Annotated in this window: 24 protein-coding genes; 14 read left to right on the plus strand and 10 right to left on the minus strand. The window is 40.2% G+C overall.

Translation table 11 applies throughout. The annotated features are described in order from the left end of the window. Positions 1-8: 8 nt before the first annotated feature. On the minus strand, positions 9-1,043 hold the full coding sequence (locus tag GUA46_RS11040) for a glycosyltransferase (RefSeq protein ID WP_176620530.1): 1,035 nt from the start codon (positions 1,041-1,043) through the stop codon (positions 9-11). Between the two features lie 97 nt (positions 1,044-1,140). Between GUA46_RS11040 and glf the strand changes: the two genes are divergently transcribed. Both glf and GUA46_RS11050 read left to right on the plus strand, forming a co-directional pair. Then, a complete protein-coding gene (glf, locus tag GUA46_RS11045; protein WP_176620531.1) occupies positions 1,141-2,259 on the plus strand; it encodes a UDP-galactopyranose mutase in 1,119 nt (372 codons plus the stop codon). A gap of 187 nt (positions 2,260-2,446) precedes the next feature. Next, positions 2,447-3,250 carry a glycosyltransferase family 2 protein gene (locus tag GUA46_RS11050; protein ID WP_176620532.1) on the plus strand — a complete coding sequence of 268 codons (804 nt, stop codon included), beginning with the start codon at positions 2,447-2,449 and terminating at the stop codon, positions 3,248-3,250. Here GUA46_RS11050 and GUA46_RS11055 read toward each other — a convergent pair. Further along, positions 3,232-4,065, minus strand: coding sequence for a glycosyltransferase family 2 protein (locus GUA46_RS11055; protein WP_176620533.1), 834 nt, complete (start codon positions 4,063-4,065; stop codon positions 3,232-3,234). The genes GUA46_RS11050 and GUA46_RS11055 overlap by 19 nt on opposite strands. 66 nt (positions 4,066-4,131) lie before the next feature. Here GUA46_RS11055 and GUA46_RS11060 point away from each other — a divergent pair, with 66 nt between their 5' ends. Genes GUA46_RS11060 through GUA46_RS11085 form a run of 6 tightly spaced genes read left to right on the plus strand, consistent with a single transcriptional unit; the run spans position 4,132 to position 9,610 of the window. Next, positions 4,132-4,947 (plus strand): zinc-binding alcohol dehydrogenase, encoded by an 816-nt coding sequence (locus GUA46_RS11060; protein WP_176620534.1) that lies wholly within the window; start codon positions 4,132-4,134, stop codon positions 4,945-4,947. Positions 4,948-4,951: 4 nt separating this feature from the next. Then, on the plus strand, positions 4,952-5,512 hold the full coding sequence (locus tag GUA46_RS11065; protein ID WP_176620535.1) for an L-threonylcarbamoyladenylate synthase: 561 nt from the start codon (positions 4,952-4,954) through the stop codon (positions 5,510-5,512). 2 nt (positions 5,513-5,514) lie between these two features. Continuing rightward, positions 5,515-6,945 (plus strand): CCA tRNA nucleotidyltransferase, encoded by a 1,431-nt coding sequence (locus GUA46_RS11070; RefSeq protein WP_176620536.1) that lies wholly within the window; start codon positions 5,515-5,517, stop codon positions 6,943-6,945. Further along, on the plus strand, positions 6,942-7,955 hold the full coding sequence (locus GUA46_RS11075) for a COX15/CtaA family protein (RefSeq protein ID WP_176620537.1): 1,014 nt from the start codon (positions 6,942-6,944) through the stop codon (positions 7,953-7,955). The genes GUA46_RS11070 and GUA46_RS11075 overlap by 4 nt, the downstream gene beginning before the upstream one ends. Before the next feature lie 43 nt (positions 7,956-7,998). Beyond that, a complete protein-coding gene (locus GUA46_RS11080; protein WP_108246567.1) occupies positions 7,999-8,505 on the plus strand; it encodes an IS1096 element passenger TnpR family protein in 507 nt (168 codons plus the stop codon). Positions 8,506-8,551: 46 nt separating this feature from the next. Then, complete coding sequence (locus tag GUA46_RS11085) at positions 8,552-9,610, plus strand: nucleoid-associated protein (RefSeq protein ID WP_108246566.1); 1,059 nt, start codon at positions 8,552-8,554, stop codon at positions 9,608-9,610. Here GUA46_RS11085 and GUA46_RS11090 read toward each other — a convergent pair. After that, positions 9,607-10,683 (minus strand): hypothetical protein, encoded by a 1,077-nt coding sequence (locus GUA46_RS11090; RefSeq protein WP_176620538.1) that lies wholly within the window; start codon positions 10,681-10,683, stop codon positions 9,607-9,609. The two genes, GUA46_RS11085 and GUA46_RS11090, sit on opposite strands and share 4 nt — an antisense overlap. Positions 10,684-10,760: 77 nt before the next feature. On the opposite strand from GUA46_RS11090, the gene GUA46_RS11095 reads away from it, so the two are divergent. The 3 genes from GUA46_RS11095 to uvrB all read left to right on the plus strand — a co-directional run bounded on the left by GUA46_RS11095 (position 10,761) and on the right by uvrB (position 14,556). Continuing rightward, a complete protein-coding gene (locus GUA46_RS11095; protein WP_176620539.1) occupies positions 10,761-11,657 on the plus strand; it encodes an ABC transporter ATP-binding protein in 897 nt (298 codons plus the stop codon). An 11-nt stretch (positions 11,658-11,668) separates the two neighbouring features. After that, positions 11,669-12,502, plus strand: coding sequence for an ABC transporter permease (locus GUA46_RS11100; RefSeq protein ID WP_176620540.1), 834 nt, complete (start codon positions 11,669-11,671; stop codon positions 12,500-12,502). Positions 12,503-12,567: 65 nt separating this feature from the next. Next, a complete protein-coding gene (gene uvrB / locus GUA46_RS11105; protein ID WP_176620541.1) occupies positions 12,568-14,556 on the plus strand; it encodes an excinuclease ABC subunit UvrB in 1,989 nt (662 codons plus the stop codon). 89 nt (positions 14,557-14,645) lie between these two features. Here the strand turns inward: uvrB and GUA46_RS11110 are convergent, their stop codons facing one another. From GUA46_RS11110 to GUA46_RS11130, 5 genes are all read right to left on the minus strand, one after another. Then, entirely contained in the window at positions 14,646-15,071 is a 426-nt protein-coding gene (locus tag GUA46_RS11110; protein ID WP_176620542.1) for an Hsp20/alpha crystallin family protein, read from the minus strand. Between the two features lie 116 nt (positions 15,072-15,187). Continuing rightward, a complete protein-coding gene (locus GUA46_RS11115) occupies positions 15,188-15,589 on the minus strand; it encodes a TerB family tellurite resistance protein (RefSeq protein WP_176620543.1) in 402 nt (133 codons plus the stop codon). Between the two features lie 116 nt (positions 15,590-15,705). Beyond that, complete coding sequence (locus tag GUA46_RS11120; protein WP_108246558.1) at positions 15,706-16,041, minus strand: hypothetical protein; 336 nt, start codon at positions 16,039-16,041, stop codon at positions 15,706-15,708. Between the two features lie 346 nt (positions 16,042-16,387). After that, complete coding sequence (sucC, locus tag GUA46_RS11125) at positions 16,388-17,581, minus strand: ADP-forming succinate--CoA ligase subunit beta (protein ID WP_176620544.1); 1,194 nt, start codon at positions 17,579-17,581, stop codon at positions 16,388-16,390. Between the two features lie 118 nt (positions 17,582-17,699). Continuing rightward, a complete protein-coding gene (locus tag GUA46_RS11130; protein ID WP_176620545.1) occupies positions 17,700-18,338 on the minus strand; it encodes an LON peptidase substrate-binding domain-containing protein in 639 nt (212 codons plus the stop codon). A 161-nt stretch (positions 18,339-18,499) separates the two neighbouring features. On the opposite strand from GUA46_RS11130, the gene lysA reads away from it, so the two are divergent. Both lysA and GUA46_RS11140 read left to right on the plus strand, forming a co-directional pair. Beyond that, positions 18,500-19,738, plus strand: coding sequence for a diaminopimelate decarboxylase (gene lysA, locus GUA46_RS11135; RefSeq protein ID WP_176620546.1), 1,239 nt, complete (start codon positions 18,500-18,502; stop codon positions 19,736-19,738). A 100-nt stretch (positions 19,739-19,838) separates the two neighbouring features. Then, a complete protein-coding gene (locus GUA46_RS11140) occupies positions 19,839-20,354 on the plus strand; it encodes a thioredoxin family protein (RefSeq protein WP_176620547.1) in 516 nt (171 codons plus the stop codon). Positions 20,355-20,382: 28 nt separating this feature from the next. On the opposite strand, the gene guaB is transcribed toward GUA46_RS11140, so the two are convergent. Further along, positions 20,383-21,855 carry an IMP dehydrogenase gene (gene guaB, locus GUA46_RS11145; RefSeq protein ID WP_176620548.1) on the minus strand — a complete coding sequence of 491 codons (1,473 nt, stop codon included), beginning with the start codon at positions 21,853-21,855 and terminating at the stop codon, positions 20,383-20,385. Between the two features lie 152 nt (positions 21,856-22,007). On the opposite strand from guaB, the gene GUA46_RS11150 reads away from it, so the two are divergent. Next, a complete protein-coding gene (locus GUA46_RS11150) occupies positions 22,008-22,358 on the plus strand; it encodes a DUF6686 family protein (protein WP_176620549.1) in 351 nt (116 codons plus the stop codon). Here the strand turns inward: GUA46_RS11150 and GUA46_RS11155 are convergent. Then, positions 22,345-22,863 (minus strand): hypothetical protein, encoded by a 519-nt coding sequence (locus tag GUA46_RS11155; protein WP_176620550.1) that lies wholly within the window; start codon positions 22,861-22,863, stop codon positions 22,345-22,347. The two genes, GUA46_RS11150 and GUA46_RS11155, sit on opposite strands and share 14 nt — an antisense overlap. Between the last annotated feature and the right edge of the window lie 32 nt (positions 22,864-22,895).

Consider the following 22,895-nt stretch of genomic DNA (forward strand, 5'->3'; position numbering starts at 1 on the left):
TTGTTCAATTAATTTAATACATTACTGACGGCCGCTTGTAAAAAGTGGCCGTTCGTGATTTTATGCCTTATCCTATCCACATTGGAGACCATTTTGGAATAGGTCTCCTCATCAATATTATCCAGCTTTTCGGATAGTTCATCCAAAGATCCAATCGCAAAGCCCACCTGTTCCTCCTCAATTATTTTGGCTACTGCAGCTTTGTCCCAAACAATTACAGGCAAACCAGCCAATAAGTACAAAGATGTTTTATGCGGATTATTGTACTGAATATATTTACCAAATGCTCCATCACACTCCTTAATGGCATTTCCGTTCCACACCAATCCAAAATTCCCTTTCATTTTATCCAGCACCTCATCCGGAGAAAAAACTCCTTGATAGTTCAAAATGGATTTTTCATCCACTTTTTCCTTTTGATAGCCATTTCCGTAGAGCTTTAGGGTAAAATCCTTTTGTTCCAACTCGTCAACCTTGTACAGGAAGGCGCTTTTTTCCATTCCCAATCCTCCAGCAAAAACAACCTCCCTCCCAGCTTCTTTAGGAGATTCGGGCAATTCCTGATTGCTAGCGAGCAAATAATCGAATAAATATAACGGCACCATTTTTCCCTTATATCCATTTTCTGTAAACCATTCAATCATCATCTCATTGTGCAGCACAAGAACATCAGCTTTGTTGAAGTGTTTCATTTCTTTTTCCACATTTTTGTTTTTGCCCATCAAGGTTTTTACATCATGGACAATCAAAACAATTTTACATCTTTTGAGCTTGGCCACTTGAACTTTATAGCTAAAAAACTTGCTCAGGGGATATTGCATGCACAATGTTGATGAAAAGGGCAATAAAATCAAACCTTTGGTTATCCCCAAAAAACTAATGATGGCCCCAATGGCCGAACTGGGATGATTGCTCTGCTTAAACCCTAAATTTTCAAAACCTAGTTGGGACAAGACATTTTCACAATCCATTTTGGGCTTGGAGGCCGCATTCTTGGAAAATTTATAATTTCTGGAAATGTAGAACTGGTTAGTGTTTTGCATTTTCAAAATTTTAATTTTTTCTAAAAATATCATTTTTCAATTACCTAATCCATAAATTGCAACTCCCCTTTTTTAAAAATCTTCAAAAACTAACCGAATGAATCCCGCCGCGGAATATGATTATCTTATTGTTGGTGCTGGCCTTTATGGAGCGGTTTTTGCCTATGAAGCAACTAGGCGCAATAAAAAATGTTTGGTAATTGACAAACGGGACCATCTTGGTGGCAATACCTATTGCGAAGACGTTAATGGAATTAATGTGCACAAATATGGCGCACACATTTTTCACACCAATGACAAAACCATCTGGGATTATGTAAATAGCTTTGTTCCCTTCAACCGATACACCAACTCACCTTTGGCCAATTTTGAAGGCAAACTTTACAACCTTCCCTTCAATATGAATACATTTTACCAACTTTGGGGAACAAAAACCCCGGAAGAAGCGAAAGCAGTTCTTGCCCAACAGACCAGAAAATATCAAGATATTCAACCATCCAATCTCGAAGAACAAGCTCTTAAACTGGTCGGAGATGATATTTACACAAAATTAATCAAAGGGTATACCGAAAAACAATGGGGACGAAAGACCAGCGAACTACCTGCCTTTATTATAAAAAGGTTGCCATTGCGGTTTACGTACGATAACAACTATTTTAACGATGCCTACCAAGGCATACCCATTGGGGGCTACAACAAACTTACCGAGGGATTGTTAAAAGGTATAGAATGCAGAACAAATATTGACTTCTTCAAAGAAAAAGAAGCCTTGACCGGTTTGGCGAAACAAATAGTTTTCACCGGAAAAATTGATGAATACTTTGATTATTGCCATGGTAAATTAGAATACCGAAGCTTGGATTTTAAACATGAAGTAGTGGATATGCAAAACTATCAAGGCAATGCAGTTGTAAACTATACGGAATCTAACATCCCATATACCAGAATCATTGAGCACAAGCATTTTGAATTTGGGAAACAAAAAACGACGGTGATCACAAAGGAATACCCATTGGAAGCTTCATCAGAAAAAGAGCCGTATTATCCCATCAACGATGCAAAGAATACTGCTCTTTTTAAAGCCTATCAAGATATGGCCAAAAAAGAAACCACAATATTCGGGGGAAGGCTTGCCGAGTATAAATATTACGATATGCATCAGGTTATTGGGGCAGCTTTAAGTGAGACAAAGAGGTTGTTCATCGAAAAATCTTAATCCTACACGCAACTCTAGATCCATATTACCGTCTAACTAAATAAATAGCTCAAATTAGAGCTTTAACAAATATGAAGTAGGGAAATTGACGAGTCGATTGTTTATAAGAAAAAGAAACGCCTAAACAATTTTTACGCTACTTTTTTGTTATAGATTTGTAAAATATTAAACACTACACCAATAAATTATGGCTGAATTGTGCACCCCAAAGCAAAAAATATCAGCACTTGTGATTACCTATAATGAAATGGGCTACATTGAAAAATGTATTGATTCCGTTTCTTTCGCTGATGAAATATTGGTCGTTGACTCTTACAGTACCGACGGCACTTACGAGTATCTTTTGAACCATCCAAAAGTAAAGGTGATTCAAAACCCTTTTGAAAATTTCACCGCTCAAAAGTCGTTTACTCTTAAACAAGCAGCCAACGATTGGGTTTTATTCTTGGATGCCGATGAAGTGGTTACGGAAAGTCTTCAAAAGGAAATCTTAGCAACCATTAATAATCCAGATGCCCACGAAGCTTATTGGTTCTACCGAAAGTTTATGTTCCAAAACGAACCTTTGAATTTCAGTGGTTGGCAAACGGACAAAAATTATAGGCTTTTCCGAAAAAGCAAAGCTCATTTTACCGATCAAAAAATTGTTCATGAAACTTTGGTAGTGGATGGCAAATCTGGAATCCTTAAAGAAAAATTGATTCATTTTTGCTATAAAAACTATGAAGACTACAAAGGGAAAATGCTCAAGTATGGCCAATTAAAGGCCAAAGAGGATTTCTACAAGGAAAAGCATTTTAACTATGTCTTGATGACAGTGAAGCCCGTTTGGAAATTCTTCAACCACTATATCCTCCGTTTAGGGATTTTGGACGGCAAAAAAGGATGGACCATTTGTTATTTGAACGCCCTTGGCGTTTTGGAGAGGTTCAGAGAGTTAAAACGTTTGGAAAAGAAAAACGAGCTTGCCTATTATTTGGTGATGCCATAGTGCGTCCACACTACCTTTTTTGATCTGGTCTCTTTACGTATTGCTTGATTTTTAGCAATGGATTCTGGCGTTTTATAACCTCTCTTGTGATCTAAGTGTACACAGACTGCACTATAGCGCAATTGTTTGGATTTAATTCCAAAATTGAACAAGCGCTCTCCCAACTCACGGTCCTGTCCGCCATACTGCATGCGTTCATCAAAACCGTTTACGTTTAATATATCCTTTTTCCAACCTGAGGAATTATGCCCGTTCCAACTGGCATTGGTCGGAGTAACCGTATTCAATAACTTAGATATTATTCCTCTAGCTGTAAGCTTGTTGTTCTTGAAAGTCTTAGGAATACCTTTTTCCTTAAGCCAATGAATGTTGAAACATTTCTGCTTTTCGATATCCTCCAAAGTAATCATTTTGGAAATGTTCATCGGAAGCATATAATACCCGCCCGAAATAAAATACCCCTGCTCCTTGTTAATGTAATGCACCTCTACAAAATCCTCACGTGGAATACAATCACCGTCCGTCATAATAATGTAATCAGCATTACAGGCTTCGACCGCTTTATTTAAAATCCTAGATTTCTGGAAGCCATCATCCTCTTGCCACACATGAATGATGTTATAAAACACCTTCTTGGACATTTCCTCCAATAATGCTTTGGTCTTGGGACCAGAACCATCATCCGCAACAACCACCTCAAAATCCTTAAAAAGCTGGCAATTGAATCCCCACAACACCTTTTTCAGCCACTCTTCGGCATTATAGGTGCTAATGATTACTGATATTTTCGGTGATTCTGTTTCGTTTGGGTTCATCTGGGCAAAAATAGAAATATTAAATGTTATCTCATATGCTTAATTTTGTGATTCTAAACTCCTAGAATGAAGGTCAAGGAAATTCCTGTGTCACTTTTTTATCAGGCCAATCTAACTTGGCAATCCAAAGAAAGGCTCATTGCTCAGAAAAAAAACATTCCAGTAATTGTTTCATTGGCATCGATTCCATCTAGACTGAACATAGTCCATCTCACTATCCGCAGTTTGTTGAATCAAGATGTGTTGCCCCAAAAAATCTTGTTATGGCTACATGAAGACCTTAAGGATAAAGTTCCAAAAAAACTTATTGATTTAGTTGGAGACATCTTCAGTATAGAGTTTACCGACTACTATAGTTCTCATAGAAAATTGGTAGAGCCTCTAAAAATGTATCCAAACAAAATCATTGTGACTTGCGATGATGATATGATGTATCGTAAAAACTGGTTATCAAACCTTTATGAAGCCTATCAAAAGAACCCAGATAAAATCATTGCAAACCAAACACGGTGTATAACCTACAATGAATCGGGAGAGCTACTACCGTACAAACAATGGAATTCCGATTTAGCAGAATGCAAAAACAAAAAACTTATTTTACCTATCGGTGCAGGCGGAACGTTATATCCCCCCGATACAATGGACCAGCAAGTGTTTGAGCGAGACTTGTTTCTAAAACTGGCACCCAATGCGGACGACCTCTGGTTTAAAATCATGGGAATATTGAAAGGAACACAATCCATACAAGCCTATAACAGCGGAAAAGAACCGATTCCCATTTGGGGCTCACAAAAAGTCTCATTAAAAAAAGGAAATATCGGGATGGATAAAAACAGAGTACAATGGCAGGCTTTGACTGACCATTTTCAACTAAAATTCTAGAACATTGACCGAAGAAATCAACAATTGCATTAAAGTGCTGCAAGAAGGTAGACTCATCCTCTACCCGACCGACACGGTCTGGGGCATAGGCTGCGATGCCACAAATCCGGAAGCCGTAAAAAAAGTGTATGCCCTTAAAAAGCGCGAAGACACCAAAGCACTCATTTGTTTAGTTGCCAATCAGGCCATGTTGGAACGCCACGTAAAAGCAGTGCCCGATGTGGCTTACGATATTATGGACCTCGCAACCAAACCAACGACTATAGTTTTTGATGAACCAATGCGGGTCGCCAGTAATCTAATCGCAGAAGACAATACATTGGCCATCCGCGTGGCTTCCGATAAATTTTGCCAGTACCTCATCAATAAATTCAAAAAACCGATAGTGTCAACTTCCGCCAATATTTCGGGCCACCCCACACCAAAACAATTCAAGGATATTGAGGAAGAAATTTTAAAAGGAGTGGACTATGTGGTAAATTTGCCCGATGAAAATATAAACCCTTCTCCCTCCTCCATCATTAAACTGAGTAATGACGGACAGGTGAAGGTTATTCGGGAATAACAATGGCGAAGGAATTCCATACAAAGGCAATACAACATCCTATTTTTAAACTTATTGGTGAAGCTTCAGATGAGTTGGGCGTAGATGCTTACGTCATCGGTGGTTTTGTACGTGATTACTTTTTAAAAAGAGGTACACCCAAAGATATTGATATCGTTGCCATTGGCAGTGGAATAGACCTTGCCAAAAAAGTAGCCTCCAAACTAAAGGGGAAACCAGAGATTTCGGTATTCAAGAATTTCGGTACGGCCATGATCAAGCACATGGATTTAGAGCTTGAATTTGTGGGTGCCCGCAAAGAAAGCTATAATCGGGACAGCCGAAAGCCCATTGTGGAAGACGGCACTCTGGAAGACGATCAAAACCGACGGGATTTCACCATAAATGCCATGGCCTTAGCATTGAACCAATCCAATTTTGGGGAGCTTTTAGACCCTTTTGATGGTTTAGCAGACTTGGATAGGCAAATTATTCGCACCCCTTTGGAGCCCGGCATTACCTATTCTGATGACCCGCTTCGGATGATGCGCGCCATCCGGTTTGCCGCACAATTGCATTTTACGATTGAGCTGCAATCCCTTCAGGCCATTACAGAGAACAAGGACCGTATCAAAATTGTTTCCAAGGAACGTATCGTGGACGAACTCAACAAAATATTGATGAGTTCCAAACCATCTCTAGGATTTTCGTTGATGCACAAAACCGAGCTGCTACCTATACTATTGCCAGAGCTCACCGCCTTACAAGGCATAGAGGAAATAGAAGGTCAACGCCATAAAGATAATTTTTGGCACACCCTGGAGGTCGTGGATAATATTTCCGAAACCACAGACAACCTATGGTTACGATGGGCGGCTTTACTGCACGATATTGGAAAAGCACCCACCAAAAAATTCCATAAAAAAATCGGTTGGACCTTTCACGCGCATGAATTCGTCGGGGCCAAAATGGTCTATAAACTTTTTAAAAGACTTCGTCTTCCATTGAACGAGAAGATGAAGTTTGTACAGAAAATGGTATTGATGAGTTCAAGGCCCATCATTTTATCAGAAGACCACGTCACGGATTCTGCCGTACGACGATTGGTTTTTGATGCAGGGGATTTTGTGGAAGACTTGATGACGCTTTGTGAGGCCGACATCACAACAAAAAATCCGCGAAAACAGAAAAAATACAAGAACAATTTTAAGATTGTTCGTCAAAAAATAGTGGAAGTCGAGGAACGGGACCATATCCGAAACTTTCAACCGCCAGTTTCCGGTGAAGAGATCATGAAGACCTTTAACTTGAAACCCTCCAAAGAAATCGGCATCATTAAGGACGCTATTAAAGAAGCGATTTTGGAAGGCGAAATTCCCAACGAATACGAGGCTGCCTACAATTTTATGTTGGAAAAAGGCAAAAAATTGAACCTAAAAGTCCATTCCGAATGAATAAGAACAAATATGTAGTGTATTGGTTGTTAACTGGGTGTTTTCTAATTTTTGTGATGGTTCTGGTAGGCGGTATTACGCGGCTTACCCACTCTGGGCTTTCCATATCCGACTATAAATTGATTCACGGGACCATCCCTCCCATGAACGAACAAGAATGGCAAGAAGCCTTTGACCTATATAAACAATATCCAGAGTACCAAAAACTCAACAACCATTTCGGAATTGAGGAATTCAAGGATATTTATTTCTGGGAATGGCTACATAGGGTCATTGGACGATTTATAGGAGTGGTTTTTATTTTACCGTTCCTCTATTTTCTCTTGAAAAGGAAATTGGACCGCCCAACTGTGAAAAAATGCTTGGTTCTGCTCTTTTTAGGAGGATTCCAAGGTTTTTTGGGCTGGTACATGGTAAAAAGTGGACTTGTGGACCGCCCAGATGTAAGTCACTTTAGACTGGCCGCGCACTTGACCACTGCGTTTATCACATTTGCTTACAGCCTTTGGGTCGCTCTGGACCTCATCTACCCATATAAGAAAGAAATCAATACAAAAATCAGAAACCTGATTCGATCGGGACTTGTGGTTCTATTGCTTCAAATTATTTGGGGCGCCTTTGTAGCAGGTTTGGATGCCGGTTTTATTCACAATCATTGGCCGTTGATGAGCGATGGCAAGTTGATTCACGAAACTGTTTATATTGAGCAGCAACCCGTTATCAAAAACTTTTATGAAGGTAAGAGCGGCGTACAGTTTGTGCACCGGTATTTGGCGTACATCGTAGTTGCGTTTATCGCATTGATTTGGTATAGAACCCGTAAAATCCAACGTACTCCTCTTCAAGAAAAAGGATTAAAAACCCTATTGGGCTTAGTATTTGTCCAATTTTTATTGGGTGTACTCACGTTGATTTACGCTGTGCCGCTTTGGTTGGGAATAGCGCATCAAATTGGTGCATTTTTCCTTTTGGCAGCCATGACTTTTACCCTGCACAGGTTCTCCAAATAAGGTCTATTTATTGTACCTTTGTGCCCACTCTAAAATTTGATGGATGATTTATAAAATCAGGATAATACTTGATGCTGAGGAAGATATCTTTAGAGATATCGAAATTGAAGACCAAAGTAGCTTGGAGGATTTTCACAATGCCATTACCCAAGCTTTTGGTTTTGAGGGAAGTGAAATGGCCTCTTTTTATACTTGTGACGAGGAATGGAACCAAGATGAGGAAATAGCTCTTTTTGATATGAGCGAGAACGGTTCCGATATCCGTTTGATGAACGAGACCTCTATTGATGATGTGCTTTCGGAAAACACCCCCAAAATGATTTACGTGTACGACTTTTTTAGCATGTGGACCTTTTTTGTGGAATTGGCAGACGTCGTCGAAAAAGAAGATGGAAGGGTATATCCCAACCTATTGTTCACCTTTGGTGAACTCCCGGATGCCCCGCCGGAAAAACAGTTCGAAGCAGAGTCCAATGAAGAGGAAGAAGGAGACTATGACGACCTTTTGGACAGCTACGACGATATGGACTTCGACGAAAACTGGAATTAACCGATCTCTTGACCAAGTTTTTTAACCATTAACATTTACTCTTAGCATGCTAAACCTATATAACGCCCAAATTGAAAGTATTTCACTTCATCGTGTTGGCAATAAAAGTAAGAATGAGTCTGCCTTTTTATCCGCAGAACCTTTTTCACTGAACGATGAAATGGCAGGACTTTTAAAGGAATACTTTTTTAAACCGTTTAGGGAGAAAGAAGAAAACTACTATAAGTTTGGTCATGAGGTAGATTTGGAGTTCAATGAGGTTCATGCAGCGGTAACTGGTATTTTTGAAAATCCATCTGACAACCATAGACTTTCAAAAAAAATCACTACCTACCTTTTTGAGCAATCCAACCACCCACATATAAAGAGTGGGGAAGTTTACGTGGTCCATTTTTCCGATATGGTCATCGACAACCAAAAAACGGATGCCGTTGGTATTTTTAAAAGTGAGTTGAAGCACGATTTCCTTCAATTTGAAGAAAATGAGCACAACTTGGAGATTTTGATTCGACAAGGTATCAACATCAACAAGCTTGACAAAGGATGTATCGTATTCAACATCAACAAGGAAGAAGGCTTTAAAGTTCTTTCCGTAGATAGCAACCGTTATGATGCCAAATATTGGCTCGAAAACTTTCTAGGTGTGTTGCCGTTAACGGATGATAACTTCTACACCAAAAACTACCTGAAGTTCTGCCAGAACTTTGCAAAAGACGTTGTGCTTCCTGCAGAGGACAAGCAACAAGAGGTTATGTTCATGAACCGTGCGGTGAACCACTTTGCCAAGAATGACAATTTTGAGGAGACCTCATTCTTGAACGAGGTTATGGAAAACCCTGAACTCATACCAGAATTCAAGCATTACAAGGTTGAGAAAGGTCCAAAATATAGCATTGAGGATGTTTCCAATTTTGATATTGCGAACAAAGCTGTGAGCGATGCCCGTAAGAAAATCAAGAATGTCATCAACCTCGACACCAACATTCAGATAAAAATGGATTTTATCAACCCGGAATCCGCAGAAAAATTTGTGGAAAAAGGTTGGGACGAAGAAAGGCAGATGTACTACTACCTCGTGTATTTCAACAAAGAACAGAAAAGCTAGAACTTTTTATCTATAATCTGTTTCATACTGACATCTTCGTAGTTTCGTTTTACAAAATCTAAGGCGTGTATAAGCACTTCGCCCATGGTTTTACTATCTCGGAAATTAATATCACCTGTTAGGTCCAATAACTGCGTTTTTAGCATTTCCATATTTTCTGGTGGCGCTATGGTATCAACTTGGCAGACATCCAAAAGTCTTTTTAGTCTTCTGCCCCAGCTCAATATTCTTTTGGCGATTATGGAGCGCTCCTCCACAATATATTGATTCACGGAGTCGACCGTCAATTTGCTCTGCACCAAATCGACCATCACCTTGTTCTCTTTAAAAAATTGGGGACGGTAGACCTTTATTTTTCCTTCATAGCATTGCTGGTCAAAATCGATAGCCCTGATCTTGTAGTTCACACTATCAAAATCGTGTGTGGGCACAATGACATAGTTGTACGAGCGCATATCGCCCAATAACCGAATCATACAACGCTCATTGAACTTTACAAATTCCTTGGCAATCTGTGCTTTATCGAACTCTGAACATTCGGGCAGATTTTTTTTAAAGAACACATCACCGGGAATACCTACAATATGCTCCTCGATCAGTGTATTTTGATAAATGACAAAATTAAGGTTGTAGGGCGACAACATATGCTCCAACTCCAATCCATACACACGGGAAGCATCGGTTTTTTTTACATAGAACAAGGTGTAGTTATCGTTCAGGATATTCCTCACCTTAATTCTAAAGGGCTTTGAATTTCCGAATGTGCAGTAATCCACATAATCCACGTTCAGGTATTGGAAAATCTTATCGCTACCATCCGATACAAAATTCGAGTAGACCCTCTTTAAAGCCAGGTCTATCTCATCCCTGTCGAACTCTGGGTAAAACACCCGTACCCAAAGGGTATCCTCGTCATTGGCATCATATACCGCAACACTTCCCGAGAACCGAAGGAGGTCATCATAATGGATTGGGATTTCTATCTTTCGGTTGTAATATTCCAAATATTCATCGAGTTCCTTGCTTATGGGATAAGCAGGTTTCTTTTTCGACATCAACTTTTCTTCCGACATTGTATTCGATTATTTGTAACAAATTGCACTATTCTTCGTCAAGTTAGTATAAACCATTCAAAAAACGATAGCATCTTTTGGAAACAATACTTACCGTAAACCATCTTACCAAAAAGTTTGGGTATCTCACTGCAGTCAAAGACCTCTCTTTCACCATAGAAAAGGGGAACGTCTACGGCATTTTGGGACCTAACGGAAGTGGTAAATCGACCACTTTGGGCATTATTTTAAATGTTGTGAACCGAACTTCCGGAGAATTTAGTTGGTTCGATGGTTCCACAACCACCCACGATGCCCTAAAAAAAGTGGGGGCCATCATCGAGCGGCCCAATTTTTATCCTTACATGGATGCCATCCAGAACTTAAGACTGGTGTGCAAAATAAAAGATGTTCCAGAAACCAAAATACAGGAAAAATTGGAGTTGGTCGGCCTGTGGGACCGTCGTAACAGCAAGTTCAAAACCTATTCGTTGGGTATGAAACAACGTATGGCCATCGCTTCCGCCCTACTTAACGACCCAGAAATTCTGATTCTCGACGAGCCAACCAATGGCTTGGACCCTCAGGGAATCCATCAAATCAGGGAAATCATCAAAACTATAGCGAACCAAGGCACCACGATTTTATTGGCATCTCACTTATTGGACGAGGTGGAAAAGGTATGTTCCCATGTTATCATTCTAAGAAAAGGAGAAAACCTTTACTCCGGTCCTGTCGACAGTATGCTGGCAAGTCATGGTTTTTTTGAATTAAGATCTACCGACTTGGACCAATTGCAAACCCTATTGGAAAAAAGTGCCAGTTTTGGCAAAATAGAAGTCTTTAATGGTACCCTTACGGCTTATTTAAAAGAGGAAATGGATGCCGAAAGCTTGAACAAAATGTTGTTCGAAAAAGGGATTATACTATCCCACCTGGTAAAGCGCAAAGAAAGCCTTGAAGAACAATTTTTAACCCTGACCAAGAACCAATAATCAAAAAACGAATGTTACGTCTCCTACAAATAGAATTTATAAAACTGTGGAACAATAGGGCCAGCAAGGTACTGATCATCTCCTATTTTGTGCTCTTGACCTCCATTGCACTTATCGCTGCCATTAAATTTGATATTGGCCCGGTAGAGTTCCACCTTGCAGATCAGGGAATATTTAACTTCCCCTACATTTGGCATTTCAATACTTTTGTCACAGCACTTTTCAAGCTGTTTTTGGCCATTGTTATAGTTTCCATGATGTCCAACGAATACAGCAACAAGACCATAAAACAAAATTTGATAGACGGATTATCCAAAAAGGAATTCATTACGTCCAAAGTTCTCACGGTAATATCCTTTGCGCTCATATCCACCATATTTGTGTTTGTGGTGTCCATGATTCTTGGTCTGGCCTATTCAGACTACAACGAAATGTCCATTATATTCTCCGATTTGGAGTTTTTGCCCGCTTTCTTTATCAAGTTGGTCGGGTTCTTCTCCTTCTGCCTGTTCTTGGGGATATTGGTGAAACGGTCGGCATTTGCCCTTGGTTTCCTTATTCTTTGGACCATATTTGAGCAAGTGGTATTTGGCTTATTGGGATGGAAAGTGATGAGTTGGGAAGCTGCCAAAGCAGTAAAACGATTCTTTCCGTTAGAATCCATGTCCAATTTGATCAAAGAACCCTTTACAAGGCTATCTGCCGTTCAAAATATTGGGCAACAAATTGGTGAAGACATGAAGTTTGACTACCATGTCTATTGGTACGAGTTCTTCATAGTCATTATCTGGACGGCTATTTTTATCTATTTATCTTATGCCTTGTTGAAGAAACGTGATTTGTAACAACATCAAGCAAGAATATTAGAGCTTTGCTTCTATTTAGCGACTGCCTTTAGTATTTTTACTTTATGAAATTTCAGGTAGTTTCCGACTTTAAGCCAACAGGCGATCAGCCCGAGGCGATACGACAATTGGTAGAGGGCATTGATTCCAAGGCCCAACATCAGACCTTGCTCGGAGTTACCGGGTCGGGAAAAACGTTTACCGTTGCAAATGTGGTGGAATCGGTTCAGAAGCCCACCTTGGTTTTGGCGCACAATAAGACCTTGGCCGCGCAATTGTATTCGGAGTTCAAGCAATTTTTTCCCAACAATGCGGTGGAATATTTTGTATCCTACTACGATTACTATCAGCCAGAGGCCTATATCCCCACAAGCGGACTTTATATTGAAAAGGACCTGTCCATAAACGAGGATATAGAGAAATTACGATTGAGTACCACCTCCTCTCTGCTTTCAGGAAGGCGTGATGTACTTGTGGTGGCCTCCGTCTCCTGTTTGTACGGTATCGGAAACCCAATAGAGTTTCAGAAAAACGTCATTACCATCCATAGGGACCAAGTCATCCCAAGAACCAAATTTTTGAAGCAACTGGTGCAAAGCCTGTATGCCCGTACCACAGCAGATTTCAGAAATGGTAATTTTAGAGTAAAAGGCGATGTGGTGGATGTATTCCCTGGCTATGCGGACCATGCATTTCGCATCCATTTTTTTGGTGATGAAATTGAAGAAATCGAAGCATTGGACCCGTACAACAATAATGTCATCGAGATTTATGACACCTTGAACATCTACCCGGCGAACATGTTCGTTACCTCACCGGATGTGCTTCAAAATGCCATAAAGGAGATACAGGACGACCTTGTGAAGCAGATAGATTATTTCAAGGAAATCGGTCGGCCTTTGGAGGCCAAACGTTTGGAGGAACGCACGAATTTCGACCTTGAAATGATACGCGAACTTGGTTATTGCTCTGGAATAGAGAATTACTCCAGGTATTTAGATGGTAGAAAACCAGGCACCCGACCGTTCTGTTTGTTGGATTATTTCCCAGATGATTATTTAATGGTCATAGATGAAAGCCATGTTACCATTCCGCAAGTGCATGCCATGTATGGGGGTGACCGTTCGAGAAAAGAGAATTTGGTCGAATACGGATTCCGTTTACCTGCGGCCATGGATAACCGTCCGTTAAAGTTTGAAGAGTTTGAAGCCCTTCAAAATCAAGTGCTTTATGTGAGTGCCACACCAGCAGATTATGAGCTGGAACTCAGCGAAGGGGTCTATGTGGAACAGATTATCCGCCCTACAGGATTATTGGACCCTATCATCGAAGTTAGGCCCAGTGAAAATCAAATTGATGATTTGATAGAAGAGATTCAGCAACGGGTAGAACTGGATGAGCGCACATTGGTCACCACCCTGACCAAACGAATGGCGGAGGAGCTTACCAAATATCTAACCAGAATCGATGTCCGTTGTCGCTATATCCATAGTGATGTGGATACACTGGAGCGAGTAGAAATTATGCAGGATTTACGAAAAGGGCTTTTTGATGTGCTGATAGGTGTAAACCTCTTACGTGAAGGTTTGGATTTACCAGAAGTATCCCTGGTGGCCATTTTGGATGCGGATAAGGAAGGTTTTTTACGTAGTAACCGCTCTCTGACACAGACCGTGGGCCGAGCTGCGCGTAACCTAAACGGAAAGGCCATAATGTATGCGGACAAAATCACCGAAAGCATGCAAAAGACCATTGACGAAACCAATTACCGTCGGGACAAGCAGATGACGTACAACAAGGAGAATAACATCACTCCTACAGCATTAAAGAAAAACCTAGATAGTGCATTGGCCAAAAATTCCGTATCCACCTACCACTTTCAAAAGGAAGAATTGAGAGCTGCCGAACCTGATCTAAAATATATCACTGAAGATCAAAAGGAAAAATTAATCAGGGAGAAGCGAAAAGCTATGGAAAAAGCGGCCAAAGAGCTCGATTTTATGCAAGCGGCCAAACTAAGGGACGAGATAAAAATGCTTCAGGAAAAGGAATAAAAAAAGCGCCCCCGCATATGTAGGAGCGCTTCTCAACTAACCAACTAATCCAACCATCATGAAACACCTATAGTTGGTGTTCTAATGTCTTATGCAATCTCTATCAATCTTTTTGGTTTTGGCAAGGCCTCTTGTTTTTTGGGCAATGTCAATTTCAACACTCCATCCTCGTACTTAGCGTCGATTTTGGAACCGTCTACGGTCTCAGGCAATGTAAAGGCTCTTTTAAATGAAGAATATGAGAATTCCTTTCTTGTATAATTATCATTGCTTTCTTCATTCTCAGTTTTCATTTCACTGGAAATGGTCAAGACATCATTGTCGATCTCAACTTTAAAATCATCTTTTTTCATACCTGGAACGGCAAGTTCCAATTCATATCCTTCTGTATTGTCCTTTATGTTTACTGCGGGAACCGATGTATTCCACTTTTCAGTTCCGCCGAACCAATCAGGACTTACAAAATCATTCATCAAGGATGGAAAAAACAGGTTATTTCTTTTTACTATACTCATGGCGATTCAATTTTTAGTTAAACATTCAAATCACCATGTATAAGACAAAACTTATACCAACAGAAAACACATGCCTATTTGGCATGAAATGAATTGGAAAAGGTGTCAATTTGACATTAATTATAGTGTGCCTTGAAGATATTTATAAGCACATCGGGCGGAACAATGTTGTCTGGGTAGCGGTGCATCACCTCCAACACCTGAGTTATAGCAGATGGAGGCAAACCCATTTTCAAGCCAATATTATAAAGTGTATCAATCTCCTTTTTATGTTGTTCCTGATCTATGTTCATCAAAAGCATAAGTCTATGGAACTGTACAATCCGTTCTGCTTGGGTTTTTAATCGAATTTTGGGAGATTTTTGTTTGAGGAGACCATCGAGAACATCTTTATCTATCTCCAGACTATGGGCTACTTTCAGTAAAAAATCATATTCCGATTGTTTCAGGGAATGATCTACTCTGGCAAAGGCGATCATCTCGGAGAGAATGCTCAGTTTTTCCTCGTAACTACCCATAAATTAAGGTTTTGGTTAGCAATCTTAAATAGATAACTCCAAAACAGCTCATTTTAGTACACAAAAAAGCCCTGAAATTCAGGGCTTTTTCTAACTAACTCAAACAATTCCCGTTTTTAAGCGGTAATACGTACTGGGATTTCGTAAACCCTACCCGGTGCGACATTGTCCAATTGCACCTTTTTATAGTTTAAACGGCTTTTTACGAAACCTTCTAAAACTTCATCTTTGGTCTCTACAGAAAGTACGATCAATTCACCTTTTTCGTTAACGATGAACTTCACTTCTGCTGTCAACTCATTCTGGTCGGCATTAAATTGATTGTCCTTCAACATTTCATAAATCTGACCGGAAAGGTTGTTGTCGTTTGTAGCTTTCTTTCCTTTTGTTGCAAAAGCACTCATAGTTGCAAAAAATGCCAATGCTACCGTAATCGTTTTAAATTTTCTCATGATTTTTTGTTTTTTGATTAAAATTGATGATTAACAATATGTCAATATTTAGAGTTGATTAAACTCCCTTTTTAATGACACCTCAAAAATAAGACGATAAAAAAACATAATTGTTACACTCTTTAACGATTTAACAAATGTTTAATGTAGTTACCTCTGCAACAATATCACTAAATGAGCCCCTTTCTTTGTAAAGAATTCAAAGGATTAGAAAGAACTTATTGAATACGTAGGGAATATTGTTAACAGTATAGAAAAGCACTAAAATTTATGACGGATACATTGTGAAATAAAAAAAGGGCAACGTTAATAAAACGTTGCCCTTTTCTATTTTTAAGTGGTAGAACTAGCTCAACACTTCCTCTACCTTATCTGCAGCTTCTTTAAATTGTACAGCTGAATGTACCGCCAAGCCAGAGTTATCGATAATTTCCTTCGCCAACTCGGCATTGGTTCCTTGCAACCTTACAATAATTGGAACCTGAATGGCATCTCCCATGTTTTTATAGGCATCCACAACACCTTGGGCAACACGATCGCAACGAACGATTCCTCCGAAGATATTGATAAGGATTGCTTTTACGTTTGGATCTTTAAGGATAATACGGAAGGCCTCTTCTACCCTTTTGGCATCAGCAGTACCTCCTACGTCCAAGAAATTAGCTGGTTCACCACCTGCCATTTTTATCAAGTCCATAGTGGCCATCGCCAAACCGGCACCGTTCACCATACACCCTACGTTTCCATCCAAATCAACATAGTTCAGTCCAACTTCACGAGCTTCAACCTCGATTGGATTTTCTTCACGAAGGTCACGCATTTCCGCATAAGCCTTTCTTCTGTAAAGTGCATTATCGTCAATGGTCACCTTGGCATCAACTGCCATAATTTTATCATCGGAAGTCTTCAAGACTGGGTTGATTTCAAAAAGACTGGAATCACTTTCAACATACGCTTTGTACAAAGACATCACAAATTTTACCATTTCTTTGAATGCAGTTCCGGAAAGTCCAAGATTGAAAGCGATTCTTCTTGCTTGGAAAGGCAACAGTCCCAATCCCGGGTCCACCTCTTCAGTAAAGATCAAATGTGGAGTTTTTTCCGCCACTTCTTCAATATCCATTCCTCCTTCGGTAGAATACATAATCATGTTTCTTCCCGTGCCTCTATTTAGAAGAACTGACATATAAAATTCGCTGGTTTCGCTGTCACCTGGATAGTAAACATCCTCGGCCACCAAAACTTGATGTACTTTTTTACCTTCGGCAGATGTTTGTGGGGTAACCAAGTTCATTCCTATAATGTTACCCGCCAACTCTTCAACTTCCTTCAAGTTTTTGGCGAGTTTTACACCACCACCCTTACCACGGCCACCAGCATGTACTTGCGCTTTGATTACGTGCCATCCGGTTCCGGTTTCTTCAGTAAGTTGTTTTGCGGCATCTACCGCTTCCTTGGCGTTGTGGGCAACTATCCCTCTCTGGATTCTAACTCCAAAACTCGCTAAAATCTCTTTTCCTTGATATTCGTGAAGATTCATCTGTGAATTTACTTTTGTTTGAAGACAAAAATAGAAAACACCGCTGACAAATTGAAGATGTTAAATGATTAATTAAAGATAAGCACCTATAAATTGCATCTTTTGTCAAAGGGAATAACTATAACTTAAAATCTTGAAAGTCCAAAGGATCAAAGTTTTTGAAATGTCCGTTCATTTCAATCACCTCTTTGGTTCGATTCACCTTATTGAGAACATGGGTCGTTGTTTCTAAATGGGCCTTGATAAAATTCAAGCGGTCCGTTTCTTTGGTCATCAGTAATAATTCATATTCTTGCTCAAAGGAGAGACCCATTTTGTGGGCCAACGAATAACTGTTGAATTGTTTTGGCGATGTTTTTGCAAATGGCACATCCATAATATCGTATAGTTCCTCCACTTTTTGAAGCACTTCTTCCCTTAAACTTTCATCCGCATCGTTCTCGTGATATAAAAACTCGATTTCTCCCCCTCCGTAAAGTTTTCCCTCCATCTGCTTTTCAAAGCTCAGCACCTTAAAAACTTGACGCGCCACGCAAACGACATCCATCTCACCGGTATCATATGTGTTCACGACTTCTACCAATTGCACCTCGGTGCCATAGGAAATAGAATTGTTGATATAAACCGGAACACCAAAGGTCATGGCCTCTCTTCTACAATCGTTTATCAATTGTTTGTAACGGTCTTCAAAAATATGTAGCGGCACCGTTTCTCCCGGATAAAATACCGACTGTAATGGGAATAAGGGTAGTTTCATTGTTGCGATTTGCCTAAAAATACAGATGAAAACCTAAATCCGCAACTCCAAAAAAACCATAGTTGTTTTAAATAAAACAACTTGTTATATTTTGATAAAAATGTTTTATTTCTTGCGTGTATAAGCAACAAAATATAGTTTTGCTCAAAATACCGTACAATATGAATTCTAAGGACTTACTTCAGCTAACCGAGCAATTTGGCGCACCGCTATATGTTTATGATGCCGATAAGATCACATCACAATACAAAAAGCTCACCAATGCTTTTAAGGGCGTACCCAATCTAAAGCTGAACTATGCGGCCAAAGCTTTGTCGAATGTTAGCATCCTACGATTGCTGAACAGTCTTGGGAGTGGTCTGGATACGGTATCCATACAAGAAGTAAAATTAGGCCTTCTGGCCGGGTTTAAACCGGAATCCATCATTTTCACCCCTAACGGGGTTTCTTTGGAAGAGATTGAGGAAGCCGCAGCACTAGGGGTTCAGGTGAATATAGACAACCTTTCCATTTTGGAACAGTTTGGAAGCAAGCACCCTGATATTCCCGTTTGTATCCGTATCAACCCTCATGTGATGGCGGGAGGAAATTCCAACATCTCCGTGGGACATATCGATTCTAAATTTGGAATCAGCGTACATCAGATTCCACACCTATTGCGTATTGTGGAGTTGACCAACATGAACATCAACGGTATTCACATGCACACAGGTAGCGATATTTTGGATATTGATGTTTTTCTTTATGCTTCGGAAATACTTTTTGAAACCGCGAAAAACTTCAAGGATCTAGAGTTTATCGACTTTGGTAGCGGGTTTAAAGTTCCTTATAAAGAAGGTGATATACAGACCAATGTGGATGAGTTGGGCAAAAAATTGACCAAAAGGTTCAATGAGTTTTGCAAAGAATATGGTAGAGAGCTTACCCTTGCTTTTGAGCCGGGTAAATTCTTGGTAAGCGAAGCTGGCTTCTTTTTGGCAAAAGTAAATGTGGTAAAACAAACCACCTCTACCGTTTTTGCCAGTATCGATTCAGGTTTTAATCACTTGATAAGACCTATGCTGTATGGGTCCAACCATCAAATTATAAATATTTCCAATCCAAAAGGCAGGGAGCGTTATTACTCCGTAGTGGGGTACATTTGTGAGACAGATACCTTTGGAAGCAACCGCAGAATCAACGAAATATCCGAAGGGGACATCCTATGCTTTAAAAATGCCGGTGCTTACTGTTTTACCATGGCAAGCAATTACAACTCCAGATACAGGCCCGCGGAAGTACTTTGGTATCAGGGCAAAGCACATTTGATTAGAAAAAGGGAAACCTTTGATGATATCTTGAATAATCAAGTTGACGTTAAGGAACTTTTTGAACCATCAAAAAAGCAAACCGTAAAGTAAGCACAAAGCATTATTAGACTGTTAAAGGCAATACTTTTTTGGCACAATTTTCGTTAGTTTTGTATTGATACGACGACGATTACGTCAAAAAACCAAGACTATGCGCTCAATTTTTACCCAAATCAGCTTACTTTTTCTAGTATTCACTAGCTTTAGTATTCAAGCTCAAGATATTAACTGGATATCATGGGAAGAGGCCGTTGAACTTTCCAAAACGGATGCCAAACCCAAAAAAATCTTTGTGGATGTTTATACGGACTGGTGCGGATGGTGCAAAAAAATGGACCAAAACACTTTTCAAAACCCCGAAGTATCCAAATATATGCAGGACAACTTCTATATGGTAAAAATGGATGCTGAAGGTAAAGACCCTATCGTATATCAAGGTAAGACCTTCAAGTATGTTCCCTCGGGAAGAAGAGGCTACCATGAGCTTGCAGCTGCACTATTACAGGGAAAAATGAGCTATCCTACGGTTGTTTTCTTGGATGAATCTCTAAATATGTTATCTCCCGTTCCCGGTTATCAACAGGTGGAACCTTTTATGCAGATTGCCAAATACTTTGGCGACAACATTTATAAGGACAAAGATTGGCAAAGCTACGCTGGGAAATAAAATTCCCCAGCCGCTTTGACCTTATTTCTTATCTGCTATAGTTCGGACTTTCTTTTGTAATCGTAACATTATGTGGGTGACTCTCGTGAATTCCGCTTGATGTAATCTTTACAAATCGAGCGTTGTTTTTAAGGGTTTCGATATCCTTGGCACCGCAATAGCCCATACCTGCCCGCAGCCCACCAATAAACTGGTGCATGCTTTCCATTAATTCCCCTTTGTAAGGCACACGGCCAACTATACCTTCTGGAACCAACTTTTTGATATCGTCCTCAACGTCCTGAAAGTATCTGTCTTTACTACCTTGCTTCATGGCTTCTACAGAGCCCATTCCGCGGTAAGATTTAAACTTTCTTCCTTCGTAGATTATGGTTTCTCCCGGAGATTCTTTGGTGCCCGCAAGCAAGGACCCCAACATTACGGTGTCCGCCCCGGCCGCCAATGCTTTTGGGATATCACCGGTATATCGGATTCCTCCATCCGCGATAACAGGAATACCAGTCCCCTTTAATGCGGCGGCAACTTCCAAAACAGCGGAAAACTGGGGAAATCCAACCCCCGCCACAACACGCGTGGTGCAAATGGAACCTGGCCCGATTCCAACCTTTACGGCATCGGCACCGGCCTCTACCAAGTATTTTGCGGCTTCAGCAGTCGCTATGTTTCCGACGACCACTTCCAGTTCCGGGAACGATTTCTTTACCGCCTTTAAAATACTTACCACACCTTTGGTGTGCCCGTGAGCCGTATCTATGATTACGGCGTCTACGCCAGCCTTGACCAAGGCTGCTGCACGATCTACCGCATCTCCTGTGACGCCAATTGCCGCAGCTACGCGCAATCGTCCGTACTGGTCCTTATTGGCTATGGGTTTTTGGGTAAGTTTCGTAATATCCCTAAAGGTAATGAGGCCTATAAGCTCGTCATTGTCATTTATTACCGGAAGTTTTTCAATTTTGTTCTCTTGCAGGATCACTTCTGCCTGTTGAAGTGAAGTACCCTCGGCGACAGTCACCAAATTTTCGGACGTCATTACATCCGCAATGGGCCTATCGTCATTTTTCTCAAAACGAAGATCACGATTGGTCACAATACCGATCAGCTTTTTGTTGCTGTCCACAATGGGAATTCCACCGATACTATGCTCTCTCATACTTGCTTTGGCATCGCGCACCAAGGATTCCAATGGTAGAGTAACAGGATCCATGATCATTCCACTCTCTGCCCGCTTTACTTTTCTGACCTTAAGTGCTTGTTGCTCTATGGTCATATTTTTATGAAGCACACCAATACCGCCCTCCCTTGCCATGGCTATGGCCATACGGGATTCGGTCACTGTATCCATCGCTGCGGAAACAATGGGGACATTTATGGTGATGTTCTTTGTAAATTTTGATTGAATATTTACTTCTCTGGGAAGTACTTCGGAGTATGCCGGCACAAGAAGAACGTCGTCGTACGTAAGTCCTTCTCCAACAATTTTGTTCTGGTGAGCTTCCATTGCAATTACGGATTAATTGCGTGCAAATATACCACTAATTTATTGGATTACCTCGCTGTGCCCGTATTACATTTTTTCGGCTCCTAGAAATTTGTTCGATTATTTAGAATCATTCTATATAATTATTACCTTTAGGGTTCAAATCTTTTTTTATGTGCAGATTTTTGAATGTGATGAGCCGGTCGAAAAATGGGGTGTTGACTTTCTGTGACCACACCAAATTATTTCAATTACTATACAACAACCTCTGTTTTGAGTTGTATGAATGGGAGCTAGACGCTTTACGAGAATACATTGAACAGCTAGATATTCCCTATTGGGAAAAACACTTGAAAAATTGGGGCCATCAACGTAAAATTCCAATCTCCGTGGGCAAAAAACATTTCATCATCTTGGTAAATAAGGAGGAAGTCAGTGAACTACTAAGCCTACTGTGTTTTGAAAAGCAAGGCGTAGCATTATTAAGTCACGATGAAATCGACTATCAATTCATCGAGAACTGATACCTGATATTTTGAATGTTTTCGGAAACATACATTGCCAAAGTACTAAGATAGCTGAGCCCGTGTAGGTAATCGTCATCAAAATTCCAGAAAACACCACAATATACCTGAACCAATCAATACCCGACCACATGAGATAAATACCTCCAAATGTTAGAATTATGGAAAGGAACGGTTCTATCGTCAAAAAAAGTTTAAGCTTTTTTGGGGCTTTTGTTAGCCATACCAATCCACCCAAAAGAAAAAATATGAGTGACATGGAGAGTATATGTGTATGGACTATGGTCAGCATCTCACGGTTCCCTTTTTTGAATTTCATTTCTTCCGCATCTTCATCATCTTCATTACCCAAATAATTTTCCTCGATTCCAGCTGGTGTGGTGGATTCCGTTTCTTGGATAAAAAGCAATCCCGTGAAATAACCTACGGATAAAACAAATACGAATGTTGCTATAAAAAAACGTAGTTCTTTAGGGAAGCTGGGCAAAAGACCGTTATATCTCATAATGATGAATGATTGGAAGCATCAAAGATATC

Origin of the sequence: Flagellimonas chongwuensis (genome assembly GCF_013376415.1) — a bacterium.
GTDB lineage: Bacteria > Bacteroidota > Bacteroidia > Flavobacteriales > Flavobacteriaceae > Flagellimonas > Flagellimonas chongwuensis.